12 protein-coding genes are annotated in these 12,031 nt (G+C 40.3%); 7 read left to right on the top strand and 5 right to left on the bottom strand.

The features are described from left to right. Positions 1-56 precede the first annotated feature (56 nt). Positions 57-788, top strand: coding sequence for a dienelactone hydrolase family protein (locus ACM0OX_RS33495; protein WP_414519274.1), 732 nt, complete (start codon positions 57-59; stop codon positions 786-788). A gap of 54 nt (positions 789-842) precedes the next feature. Here ACM0OX_RS33495 and ACM0OX_RS33490 read toward each other — a convergent pair whose 3' ends face one another. Both ACM0OX_RS33490 and ACM0OX_RS33485 read right to left on the bottom strand, forming a co-directional pair. After that, positions 843-1,490, bottom strand: a complete 648-nt coding sequence (locus tag ACM0OX_RS33490) for a class I SAM-dependent methyltransferase (protein WP_414519272.1) — start codon at positions 1,488-1,490, stop codon at positions 843-845. 400 nt (positions 1,491-1,890) lie between these two features. Beyond that, positions 1,891-4,077 (bottom strand): ATP-binding protein, encoded by a 2,187-nt coding sequence (locus tag ACM0OX_RS33485; RefSeq protein WP_414519270.1) that lies wholly within the window; start codon positions 4,075-4,077, stop codon positions 1,891-1,893. Between the two features lie 444 nt (positions 4,078-4,521). On the opposite strand from ACM0OX_RS33485, the gene ACM0OX_RS33480 reads away from it, so the two are divergent. Continuing rightward, complete coding sequence (locus ACM0OX_RS33480) at positions 4,522-5,406, top strand: glycoside hydrolase family 75 protein (protein ID WP_414519268.1); 885 nt, start codon at positions 4,522-4,524, stop codon at positions 5,404-5,406. Positions 5,407-5,715: 309 nt separating this feature from the next. Here ACM0OX_RS33480 and ACM0OX_RS33475 read toward each other — a convergent pair whose 3' ends face one another. Then, positions 5,716-6,141, bottom strand: coding sequence for a hypothetical protein (locus tag ACM0OX_RS33475; RefSeq protein ID WP_414519266.1), 426 nt, complete (start codon positions 6,139-6,141; stop codon positions 5,716-5,718). A 749-nt stretch (positions 6,142-6,890) separates the two neighbouring features. Continuing rightward, on the bottom strand, positions 6,891-7,850 hold the full coding sequence (locus ACM0OX_RS33470; protein WP_414519265.1) for an orange carotenoid protein N-terminal domain-containing protein: 960 nt from the start codon (positions 7,848-7,850) through the stop codon (positions 6,891-6,893). Between the two features lie 559 nt (positions 7,851-8,409). On the opposite strand from ACM0OX_RS33470, the gene ACM0OX_RS33465 reads away from it, so the two are divergent. Continuing rightward, entirely contained in the window at positions 8,410-8,808 is a 399-nt protein-coding gene (locus tag ACM0OX_RS33465; protein ID WP_414519263.1) for a DUF2891 family protein, read from the top strand. Next, a complete protein-coding gene (locus ACM0OX_RS33460) occupies positions 8,750-9,016 on the top strand; it encodes a DUF2891 family protein (RefSeq protein WP_414519261.1) in 267 nt (88 codons plus the stop codon). Before ACM0OX_RS33465 ends, ACM0OX_RS33460 begins: the two co-directional genes overlap by 59 nt. Here the strand turns inward: ACM0OX_RS33460 and ACM0OX_RS33455 are convergent. Then, a complete protein-coding gene (locus ACM0OX_RS33455) occupies positions 8,991-9,644 on the bottom strand; it encodes a TraX family protein (RefSeq protein WP_414519259.1) in 654 nt (217 codons plus the stop codon). The two genes, ACM0OX_RS33460 and ACM0OX_RS33455, sit on opposite strands and share 26 nt — an antisense overlap. Positions 9,645-9,844: 200 nt before the next feature. On the opposite strand from ACM0OX_RS33455, the gene ACM0OX_RS33450 reads away from it, so the two are divergent. The 3 genes from ACM0OX_RS33450 (at position 9,845) to ACM0OX_RS33440 (ending at position 11,892) form a co-directional block, all read left to right on the top strand. Beyond that, a complete protein-coding gene (locus tag ACM0OX_RS33450) occupies positions 9,845-10,423 on the top strand; it encodes a hypothetical protein (protein WP_414519258.1) in 579 nt (192 codons plus the stop codon). A gap of 555 nt (positions 10,424-10,978) precedes the next feature. Beyond that, on the top strand, positions 10,979-11,236 hold the full coding sequence (locus tag ACM0OX_RS33445; protein ID WP_414519257.1) for a hypothetical protein: 258 nt from the start codon (positions 10,979-10,981) through the stop codon (positions 11,234-11,236). Positions 11,237-11,397: 161 nt separating this feature from the next. Next, complete coding sequence (locus tag ACM0OX_RS33440) at positions 11,398-11,892, top strand: COP23 domain-containing protein (protein WP_335152022.1); 495 nt, start codon at positions 11,398-11,400, stop codon at positions 11,890-11,892. The last annotated feature ends 139 nt before the right edge of the window (positions 11,893-12,031 follow it).

Genomic DNA, 12,031 nt, shown 5'->3' with positions numbered 1-12,031 from the left:
GATTAACTCAGCCCTGCTGGGTCATTTTGTATGGCTTAGTCTAAACTCCAGTAGAAATCGATGCTTACTTAGCTCAACCAGCACAAAATGGAACCTTTGGCGCAGTTCTAGTTTTTCCAGAAATTTTTGGTATCAACAGTAATATTCGAGATATCACCGAACTAATCGCTAAACAAGGTTATGTAGCGATCGCTCCGGCGATGTATCAACGTATTGCTCCCGGTTTTGAGGCTGACTTTAGTCCAGAAGATGTTGGCTATAGCCCAGAAGCCTATCGGCTGGGCTTGGAATATTATCAACAAGTAAAATATCAAGAGATATTCAGCGATATTCAAGCTACCATTACTTACCTCAAAACTTTATCCAATGTCAAAGATGATGCGCTTGGTGCGATTGGCTTCTGTTTTGGCGGCCATGTTGCTTATATGGCTGCAACTTTACCCGATATCAAAGCCACAGCTTCGTTTTATGGTGGCGGGATTACCACTGCTAGTTATGGTGAAGAGACTCCAACCATTAATCGCACTTCAGAAATTAAAGGTACTATTTATGCATTTTTTGGTACAAGAGATGCATTAGTTTCTCAAGAAGAAAACGAGCAAATTGAAGCGGAATTAAAGAAAAATCAGATAAATCATCGTGTATTTCGATACGACGCTGGACACGGATTTTTCGCTGGATTCTTTAAAGATCGATACCCATTTTTAGCCCAGCACCCAAGTTATAACCCAGAAGTGGCTCCTGATGCTTGGCAACATGTTTTAGAACTGTTTCAAAATCACTTGTAATCCGGCTTGTCGTCAATATCGCACTCTTGTCCAATGAGTGCGATACTTTAGCCTTTAAGCTTTTGAGTTTTTAAGCAGTAATTGACAACCACATAAAAACGGGTTTGGACTTTCTATGCGATCGTCTACAACCACTTCAATGGGGAGCTTGCTGTTGTAAATCAATTCGTCATAATCCATCAATGCATCCCACTTGATTTTACCAGTTGGGAAGCCTAGCTGTGAAGAACTATCAGCTATTAACTCTTGCCATTTCTGAATTTCTGGATCTTGCGATTTGCAGTAATCAAGAATGGCAATCAAGGCACCAGGCTTAGTAACTCGCAGGATCTCTGCAAGGGCGCGGACTGGATCGCTAACGACACAGAGGGTAAATCCCGATGCTGCTGCATCAAAACTATTATCAGGAAAATCAAGATTGCAGAGATCCGATACCTTGAAGGTGATGTCTGCGGATACACGCTTTTTACGTGCTTCATCCATCATCTTCTCAGAAAGATCGACACCGACGACACTTACACCTTCAGGATAGGCTGGAAGATTAAGACCAGTTCCTACCGCAGCATCCAATACGGTTTGTCCTGGTTTGAGCTGCAAGGAGGCAATTAAGGGTTCGCGCTCGATGTGCCAGTAACGCTTCATAATTGCGTCATAATCTACCGATCCCCGATCGTAGGTTTCAATCACCTGATGTATTTGCATAGATTTTTAACAAGCAGAACTACTGATTTTAACTATCTGTTCAACTGTATAAGCTGTTAGCGCCGAAAATTTGTATATTCTTTTAACAATAAAAAAACTTCATTGTATACTCTCTTACCAACAAAATAAATTTATATATAGACAAATTCTCCGATATCCTTTGACCGAACAATATCTATAGCAGCCAAGTGACAAGAGCGGTTGGTGTATTATCCAAAATTGCGATCGCTCGCTCTAAACAGCAAATCATTATTCAAGCGTTCGGAAATTAACAAAGGTATTGTTACTAACAGTACTTTACAAGTCAATGAAGTACAGCCTCCTCAACTTGCAATCTGCTGTATAATCTAAAACTCTCTATATCTTCCTGTTCCCCCAAGCTTCAGCCATAATTCATAGTTCAACCATTCCTTAGTCCCAGGGGAATCTGAATGATAAACTCGGTTCCTTTTCCAGGAGTTGAGAAACACTCCAGTTTACCGCCATGTTTTTCTGTGACAATTTGGTAGCTGATGGACATACCCATTCCGGTTCCTTTGCCAATGGGTTTGGTGGTGAAAAAAGGATCGAATATTCGTTGCTGAAATTCTTGAGAAATACCAACTCCGTTATCAGCGATCGCCACTTCTAACCACGTTGAATTAACTACCGATGTGCGAATCTTAATTTGACTGGGATTTTCCTTAATTTCCTGATAAGTCAGCTTGGCATTATTTTCTTCTAAGGCATCAATCGCATTTACTAAAATATTCATAAATACCTGATTGAGTTGTCCGGCATAGCATTCTACTAGGGGTACAGTGCCATAGTCTTTAATCACCTTAATTTCAGGTTGTTCTGGTTTAGCTTTCAGGCGGTGCTGTAAAATCATCAAAGTACTGTCGATGCCTTCATGAATATCGACGCGTTTAAATTCCGCTTCATCAACGCGAGAGAAATTTCGCAGCGACAGTACAATTTGGCGAATGCGATCGGTGCCTACTCTCATCGAAGACAACATTTTTGGCAAGTCTGACTGCAAGAACTCTAAATCGATGTCTTCAGCAACCGTTTGAATTTCAGCAGCAGGGTAGGGATTATATTGCTGATATAACTGCATCAGTGCTAATAAATCCTGAGTATATTCCTGCACATGGGCGAGGTTGCCATGAATAAAGTTAACTGGATTATTAATTTCGTGTGCGACTCCAGCCACTAGTTGTCCCAGACTAGACATTTTTTCACTTTGAACAACTTGAGATTGAGTACGCTGCAATTCCCCTAATATATTTTTCAGTTCAGTGGTGCGTTCTTCTACCCGTTCTTCTAGTTCTTCTTTGCTTTTCTCTAAAGCAGTAAAAGATTCATGCAATTGCCCTGCCATGTGGTTGAAAGAGTTAGATAAGGTATTCAGTTCTCGAATACCGCTAGTTTCTACTGTCTGATTTAAATTGCCAGATGCCATTGCCTCACTTGCCCAATTCAGGCGCAGAATCGGGCGGACAATCCAATGGGAGGTAAACACGCCCATCACAGAGGCAACGACTAATGCCCCAAAACAAAGAGCGATCGTGGTGCGCGTGTTAGCGTTAATTTGGGACATAAATGTGTTTTCTGGCACACTCACTACCACCAGCCAATCCAAGCCATACTTGTCATGCCAAGGTATAACATTGACAAAATGCCGTTTTTTTTGCACCTCAAGTTGAAAATTTGTGTCTTGGGTGATAGACCCAAATCCAGAAGTTTGGAAGTGTCTGGCAACGTTCTGGATTATTGGGTCAGAACTATCGCTCGCTCGCAATCGTCGGATCTCTTGATTGGCCACGACAAAAGGCTTCTCCGTACCAGAACTGGCAATTAATGTGCCATCCCGTTCCAAAAGGAACACCTGCCCAGACTGACTAATATTCAAACTGCGTAAAAAATCGCTGAGTTTCAATAGGTGAATGTCTGTTGCAATCATTCCTAATAAGCGATTTTGCGAATCATAAATCGGACGACTAGCAGAGGCGCTGATGTAAGGCCCCGTTGGAAAATTTGCAGTCAAAATCTTTGCCCAAATAGGTTTACCAGCAGTGATGGGTTGGCTATACCAAGATTCAGTAAAATTGTTCCAAGTCCATTGAGTATTTATTTGAGTTCGATTACCTCGATTATCTGTGGCATAAGTGGAAGTATTATTGGGAAGCTTGGCAGTCCAATCATCAATGGTAATGGTTTTGCCATCATAACGAGCTGCTCCCAGCCCCTCACCCGTTGTTAGTCCAATACCAATATAAGTTAGGTCATAAGCCTGCATCTGATCCCAGAAATACTTGCCAAGGGTTTTGCGATCGCCCACATCTAATAGTCCCCTGCGAATAGCATCTGCGTTGATCTGATTAAGGGTTTGCGGAATGGAAAGATAAGACTTCAGGTGTTCATCCACGACATCGCTGGTGCGATCTATCAACTGTTCGGCTAGGTCGTTAACTGCTCTTTGTCCATTTTTAAAGGACAAATAACCTACTAAACTGACCGCTGCAAAAATTTGGATAAGGAAGGGAACAATAAGAACAATCTGTAATGGGAACGCCTTAGCTTTGCTGAGATAGTGAGTCTTCATTACTGGAAGCTGAAAGTTGTGCTGATTTGATTTGCTTCTATAGTTCCCAAGATGTTCGCATACTCACATTTGTTGAAATTTTTTTATCAAGTCAAAGGCGCTTTTAGGGTGGAATGGTACTTTCTTAGGCAAAAATTGCTGCCCAGATCCCCAACTTCTATCCTCCGGGTGTCTGCAAGCAGTCGGGGATCTAAATCCAGTGATTTAGTAAGTGACATTTAGATTTAGGGTGCGTTGCGGGGGTTCCTTTTCCTGTATTTGCCTTTAAGAGCAGGAAAAATCAGGTATTGCCCGCTCAATTGACTAACTCCCCGTTGTAGCAGCTGGCGCGACACAAAAAAATCAGAGTTTGAGATGTTCTAGATATTAGCGATCGCATCAGCACAAAATTTAGTTTTTTTTCATGTAGTTCCATGAGTTCAATTTTTAAATTTGGAGTAATTTATGCAGCAATTTCAAGTAACATCAGATAGTTTGAATATACGTTCAGCACCGATTGTTGAAGAAGCTAATCAAATAGCAACTCTTTCAAAAGGATATATTGTATCTAAAATAAAAAATTCGGATAATGACAAGTGGTGGAAAGTTGCAACTATTTTTGAAGGAAAAACTTTAGAAGGTTTTGTTGCTCAAAAATTCCTAAGTCCAGTCACAAAATTTGCGCTCAAGACTGTGCTTAAAATTGGTGAAATTCCTATTCTCCAGGCAAATGGAGAATCTGCATTTTTCTATGAAGCAGGGATGAGCATTAATGCTGATGGTGCGCCTAATGCTTATCACCCCGCAGATAGAGGGATTGATTTTTTGGCAAATGCTGGGTATTCAGATAACTGGTGGGCACTAGCTGTAGATAAAAACGGCAATCCATTTATTCAAAGTAGTACCGATCCATATCCTGGATACTATATTTCTACAACTGCATTATTCGACTCTGGATTTGTTAAACAAGATCCACGTCGCTATGTTGATTCAACAAAGATTCCGTATATTGTTCTTCCGGGAAATGGTGATTTTAGAAAGGCTACAGGCGTTAAGTTAGGAGATTTGGCAGTTGTTTACAACACTAACAATGAAAAACTTGCTTTTGCAATTTATGCTGATGTTGGGCCTAAAAACCAGATTGGAGAGGGTTCAATAGCTTTGTCTCATGCTGTGGGAAACGATCCATTAGTACAATCAAGAGTCAGGCGAGGAATTCCCAAGGATATCGTTTATATTGTTTTTCCGGGTTCTGGAAATGGACAGCCAAGAACAATTTCAGAAATAGAAGCTGAAACTAAACGGTTCTTTGAAATATGGGGTGGCGTAGAACGGATAAAGTCTCTATAAAATTAGACCTTTTGCAAAAGTGCTTTTTGCACTCTTGGGGAAAAGGGTAAAGGTTAAAGGGAAAGGGGACAATACAGAACCTTTCCCCCTTTCCCTTTTCCCGACAAATGCTAAGAAGTCTAGTGTACCTGATGTAAAATCTGAAGTGCGATCGCATCTAAGAGTTCGGTTGCAGCCAATACTTATCGGTTAAGGGGAAAAGGGGAAGGGGCAAAGGGAAAGAAAAAACCTTTAACCCTTCCCCTTTAACCTTTTCCCCAAACCCAATTCTGATCCCTGTTCCCTTCCTTTTGAGTAATAACCCACATCCTAAGTTGTCGCTGCTGGTTTCTTTCCATTCTTGCTCTCTATACTGGCAACGAATGACGGTTGCTCATCATTGAGAGTTGGCGACTCCCCTCGCAGTCCCTTACGACGCTGATTTTTAGGAACTCCTCCCGCCATCCCGTACTCCACACTGCTTTTGCCATATCGAGTCCCCACTGCCATTAACATGTGTTCTGTCATATCTCCCAACTCGCCTTCTGTTTCCAGCATTTCACGATACAATTTATCCAAGCTGGAAAGGGCACTGTTATATGCATTTTCTCTAGTTCGCATCGTTTCGATTAGAGTAGAAAAGGCAGGTAAAGTAAGTCCATTGCCTAAATCTAAATTTGGATCGATTGAGTTGATGCTAGCCGCACGACGCACTGCTTTTTCTAGCACTAGAGAAGTTCTTTTTCTCCGAGCCACGATCTACACCTTCTAATATAGTACGGTTAATATTCTTTACCTTAAAAGACTTACGTATAGTTCAGCCTGAGAGAATTCTGGCAAATCTGCAATGGTTTTTGCTACAAACGCGATATTTGTCATGAATGCGCGAAATACTGAAATGAGAAAGCAAACTGGGGTTTGAGAAAGTAAAAGCTGCTTTTGCTTGCGGAAAACACCAAAATGAGAAAGTAAAAGCTGCTTTTGCTTGCGGAAAACACCAAAATGAGAAAGTAAAAGCTGCTTTTGAGAAAGTAAAAGCTCATTTTACTTGCGGAAAACACCAAAATGATTAAGTAAAAGCTTATTTTGAATAAGTCAAATGCCATTTTGCTTACTAAATTTGACTTTATCTATATTTTTGGGCTGCAATGACTAGTCTTGATCGTTATGATGGTAGTGCGATCGCAAGCAAAACATAAGGCTTTTTTGGATCTGGAAAATGTAGCTGACGTTGATTTATAACACTAGCTTATATCATGTCCGCATAATTAGTTATGCTAACCACAGTCATTACGCCCCGCCCCCAACCCCTCCCGCTCTTCGGGAGGGGAGACAAAGCATAGCTTTGGCGGGGTGGGGTTCTTCGGGTTTAATAAGCAATCAAGCGGACATGATATTACCTACAATTAACTAAAGCTCGGTTCACCTAGAACCGAGCTTTAATTGAGATTTTATTTGATGATGACGATCGCGTTTAGAGGATGTTTTAAAAAAGCAAAGAAATATTACTTACGAGTTAGGTTAAGCAGTTCTTTGGGAGAAGCAAGTAAATCAATAGCCACGAAGTAAATTTGACCTTGAGGATCGAGTAAAAATCGCCAAGCAATATTCATCCCAACATTACCTCCAAACCAAGGAGTTTCCACCGTACCAGTAATTTTATGCTGTGTATAACCATCTTCTATGGTTTCCGAAACGCCTTTGGCTGGCTTCATCACTAACCCTTGTCCCTCATCTCGTAGATAAGAAGCGATCGCTTCTCGACCAACAATTGGTTTTTGGAATGGTGGTTGCAGCGCACCATTGTTAGCAAATAAAGCAACAGCAGCTTCAAAGTTATCTGCATTCATCGCTTCAATGTATTTCAGCACTGTCGGTTCTGTAACTCCCTCAATAGTAAATTTGGGACTTAGAGATGCACGTGGAAACTTAAAGTTTATGACTTCTGCCTGTTTGTTATCAGCCACAGACGGATCGAAGCCCATATTTACTACAGTATTGCGTAGTACAGTAATTTGCTGACTCTGATCGATTCTCTGAACAGCTTGTAGCACTGTTTTAACTTCAGTTGACATTTGATAGCCAACTGGCATAGGAGCAACGATGCCCTCTTTCATCCACTCGCCTAACTGCCACCAGAACCCTAGCTTGGCGTTAACACCAAAATATGCATAAGAACGGCTGATGGGAGTATCAGCATTACTCGCTAAATCTCTCATTAACTGCGTTTGTTCTTCATGAGACATCTGCTTAATGTCGTTGAATATACCTTCCATTAATTGGAGATTTGCTTTTCCGGGAGCGGCTGGAGTAATTGTACGACCTAGTTCAGCGTAGGCATACCAAAGAAATGCCAGTTGATCCTCAATGTTGAGTTTAGCAAACATTGCTGTAGTGGCTGGAACAGCATCTGCTACTTGAGTGCTAGAGAAAATATTGCGTGCGGACTCGATATTATAAGTCATGCTTGTTACCTTAAATATTTACCTGTTCAGTAGTTGCTTTCGGCTACATTTTGCAGCATGAGGGATAAATCTAGGGAATTTTTTCTGAATAACACAATTATCCCTAGATATCTAAATAGGACTTACGCAAAAACCCTCTCAAACTCTCATTCCTCCGTGAACTCTGCGCCCTCTGTGGTTCGTTTTCCGTTACCCGTGCGTAAGTCCTACTAAATCCGAATTATTTTCATTTACTACTTCGATATCATAGCTGGTAAACGTTAATAAAAGACTAAGATTTACCTAATGAATATCATTGAATTAAATGTATATATACTATTTTTTCAAATTTACAACAAAGTAATTTTTTATGGCGAAATGTATCTTCCTAAAGAAAGATATTAATGATTTATGATTATTATATTATTTATAGCAATCCCAAATCATTTGTAAAAATTCTTCTGTAGTTTCTCTGCTTTTTCTGCGCTTCTGCGGCAAGCCTCTTTGCGTTTATGCGCTCAACAGAATGTGGAGCGATCGCAATTGAAAAATTATTGCATACATCAGATGCTGAGAAACCATGCAACTCGAAGTAATAGAGATTGACGTAGCGATCGCAGCCCAGTTTGTTCAATTAGTGCTGAACTGCATCAACCAAGAGTATCCACACAACAATATTTTCTGGTTTGAAAGCGACGAGGATATTAAGCCGCCACGCGAATTAACACCAGCGTTTTATGGTTGTTTGGATTGGCATTCTGCCTTACATGGGCATTGGTTGCTTGCAAGGCTAGCTCGTTATTTTCCTGATGCAGAATTTCAGCCGACAGCAAGGGAAGCACTAACCCAAACCCTGACTCCAGAGAAAATTCAAGGAGAAATTAACCATTTTAATCGATGTCCCTTCTTTGAGTGTCCTTATGGATTTTCATGGCTGTTGCAACTTGCTACGGAATTGCATGAATGGAATGATGCTTGAGGGAATAATCTCTCAATTACCCGATAACGATTCTCGACTCAATACCCTGCGTTCTGTTACTGTTTTACATCGCCAGTGTGGGTTGGTAGATGTTGCAAGTGACCATTATTCCAGTAGTCATTGGTTAGGAACGTTTGTAGTTTATCTTGTAACCGCACGTGGATTAGATAGATATAAAAATCCTACCTGGACTGGATTAAATAATTGATTATACCTAAGATTATTAAATGAGCCGGGTAGAACAAATAAAACCATCTAGCTCGCGAACCTTGTTTACCATTGAACTGAAAAACAATCAATCCTGCAAGAATTGCCCAACCTTGAAATATATTAAGCATGGATAGGATTACTAAAATAAAAAAGTGAAAAATGCACCAATAAAGCAACCATACTTTGGGTTTAAGTTTATCTATTAGAGACATCAAGAAAATGACTCCAATCCCATAAGTTCCATATTCAGCGCCCAAACTCTCGGCAACTACTGCACACAAGCCAATAATTATTAATTGCTGCCATAATTGCGGGCAACGCTTTACTAAGTGCAACATCACAAGTCCCAGAAGAAGCGTGAACAGAATATTAAGTGATAAGCTCTGGAAAACAATACTATAGATTGGCTGAGATATTATTGCTGCAATTAATAGTCTCCTCCCATACTGGTGTACATTATGGGTATGTTTTTCGCCTTCAGCCAGAAGCCATGCAAAGAGGGGAAAGCTCAATCGCCCAAATAGGTGCAAGACTACCAACTCTGGCATTAGCAAATAGCACACATGATCCATAACCATGAATACTGCTGCTAAGATTTTAATGCTAAAAGCTGAAACTTTAATCACAACGTTACAGTTACCTGGGATTCTTTGATATAAAATCTCTCAAATTTTATTTAATATAAGAGTTATTCAAAATACTAGCAATTTGATAACATTAACAAAAAGGGCAATGTCTACGACGGGCTGTGACGCTCCTGCGGACGCTCGCTGGACTCGCTACCGTTATCGGTGACGCCCTCTTCAGCAGAAAATGCAGAAACACTATGGCAAAGCGTAAAAAAAGCAATCTTCAGTGGATAAAAGAAACGCTTGAACTAAAACCTGACCATCGCTGGGAATCTCCATCAGGCTACAAAATCTTTGTAGCAGATAGAGGCGCTGTTCGTTTCAATGTTCCCCAGAATTGGGTTTTTGAGCCACAAGAGAAATCCTTTAAGTTCATGGATAAAAAACCGCCCAACGATGATTGCTGCCTAGAAGTATCTTTCAATCGTCTGCCACCCAATGACTGGAGCCAGTTTCCGCTAAAATCCACGTTGAAGAAAGTTCTGGAAGACGACAGCCGCAACATCATTGCCAAGGGAGAAATTATTACCCTCAAGCGTCAAACCGCCAGAATTGTCTGGACAGAGATGAAATTCATTGATGTTCAAGAAGAACCACGGGAAGCTTTTTCGCGGACTTGCATTGGTTTGGGGTCGAATGTTCAATGCTTAATTACATTCGATTATTGGGCAGATCAAGCAGAACAACTTATACCCGTTTGGGATGAAGCTATGCGTAGTCTCACATTAGGGTTGTATATCCGTGACCCCATGACTGGTCTAGCTTTTCCAGATTAATCTATAGTTGAACAACGAAAAGGAATTTTATCGAACCTATCCAATAATGGTAATTTTTATGCGTGATATGTTGCAACTTAAGTCAGACGATATTTAGTTAAAAAGCAGTATAAATAAGTGCTAGCGTTTTCGTTTTTCTTAGTGCAGCAATCCTATTTGATTTGATCTCCACAGACAGGCTCAGATCCCCGACTTCTTCAATAAGTCGGGGTTCTTTTTATTCATAACTCATTTAGGATTATTACTTTAACAGCATCACAGCCATTTTATCTCCACCTTCAGGAGTATATGACATTGATAAACCCAGACATGAGATATTACTTAAGTCATAATTTAACTAGTTACTTTTATCACTAGTGTATAGCTGTTTGAAATCATATTCTTATAAACATGAGACATATAGGACTTACGCAAAATATCTCTCAAACTCTGATTTCTCCGTGTCCTCTGCGCCTCTGTGGTTCGTTATCCCGTAACTCGTGCGTAAGTCCTAACATAAACCAGATTAAGGTTTTCAGAACTTTAATCATACAATTTACCAAAGGAAATTTAGTCATGAATATCAAACAAATTCTTGCTGGTGCAGTGCTTCTTTTACCATTTGCTGTTACTTCCATTCCTTCGCAAGCGTCAGCATCACAGGTTATTGTCAATCCCCATATTCCTAATAGACCTGCTCAAATAATCGCAAAAAAACCACCACAAGTTAAACGTTATACACCACCAGTGAAAAAGAAAGTGCTAGTTCCTGCACATTGGGAAAAAACAAATCATGGTCGCAAGTGGGTTGCGGCTCATTATATATACAAGTAAAAACGCCTGAAACTTTAAGCAGTTGGAATATACAGCAGTTTTCTTTTGCATGAGGTACTGTAAGAAGTCAAATCTTCTTATATTCTCTCTCTATTTTTAGTAGGGAGAGTGTTAAATGCAAGGCAAATAAAAACTTTTTACTTAATATTTGAGAGATACTCATGAAATTGGCATCATTGACAAATGTTTTGGTTGCAGGTGCGATCGCTCTCGGTGCGACTGCAACCATCAATCAGCCAAGTCAAGCCGAAAGTCGGCGAGGATTTTATTGTGATACATCAGGAAACAAACCCGTAACTGTGTACACAAATTCTAGAGGTGTTTCTGAGCCTTGGATTCGCTGGACTTCTAATTACTTCAAAGACGCTGGTTACAATAAACTGACGCGCTGTCAAGACGTAAGCCACCGCTTGGAAACTTACCGTCGCAACAGAAATTTGAAGTTTATTACTGTCGGCAAAATGAATGGACAAAATGTGGTTTGCACCGCAAATCAAGTTAGTGGACGCTGTGAAAACTTGATATTGACCCTCAAACCCAATGAAGATGGTGTGCAAGCGCTAAATAATCTCCTGGCTTGGCACCAACCCCTGAGTAAAGGCAATAGAACACCTTACGTTGATTTGAGAGAACATCTAGGGATTCCCAAAGAATAATAAATACAGCTATTTCCAGGTAAGTCAACTTAACATGAAAAGGGTGGTTATGAGACTTCCAAATAAAAAAATATTCAATTATTGATTGTGGGGTGGGCATCTTGCCATTGGTGTCAAGTTAAGAAAAATAGAGTCTTGT

It is taken from the genome of Nostoc sp. PCC 9305, assembly GCF_963920915.1.
Taxonomy (GTDB): Bacteria; Cyanobacteriota; Cyanobacteriia; order Cyanobacteriales; family Nostocaceae; genus Nostoc.
This window is presented reverse-complemented; position numbering and strand designations above follow the sequence as displayed.

Coding starts and splice junctions, on each gene's coding strand:
- ACM0OX_RS33490 (WP_414519272.1), bottom strand. CDS start 1,490: ATGCAAATACATCAGGTGATTGAAACCTACGATCGGGGATCGGTAGAT.
- ACM0OX_RS33485 (WP_414519270.1), bottom strand. CDS start 4,077: ATGAAGACTCACTATCTCAGCAAAGCTAAGGCGTTCCCATTACAGATT.
- ACM0OX_RS33480 (WP_414519268.1), top strand. CDS start 4,522: ATGCAGCAATTTCAAGTAACATCAGATAGTTTGAATATACGTTCAGCA.
- ACM0OX_RS33470 (WP_414519265.1), bottom strand. CDS start 7,850: ATGACTTATAATATCGAGTCCGCACGCAATATTTTCTCTAGCACTCAA.
- ACM0OX_RS33465 (WP_414519263.1), top strand. CDS start 8,410: ATGCAACTCGAAGTAATAGAGATTGACGTAGCGATCGCAGCCCAGTTT.
- ACM0OX_RS33460 (WP_414519261.1), top strand. CDS start 8,750: ATGGATTTTCATGGCTGTTGCAACTTGCTACGGAATTGCATGAATGGA.
- ACM0OX_RS33450 (WP_414519258.1), top strand. CDS start 9,845: ATGGCAAAGCGTAAAAAAAGCAATCTTCAGTGGATAAAAGAAACGCTT.
- ACM0OX_RS33445 (WP_414519257.1), top strand. CDS start 10,979: ATGAATATCAAACAAATTCTTGCTGGTGCAGTGCTTCTTTTACCATTT.
- ACM0OX_RS33440 (WP_335152022.1), top strand. CDS start 11,398: ATGAAATTGGCATCATTGACAAATGTTTTGGTTGCAGGTGCGATCGCT.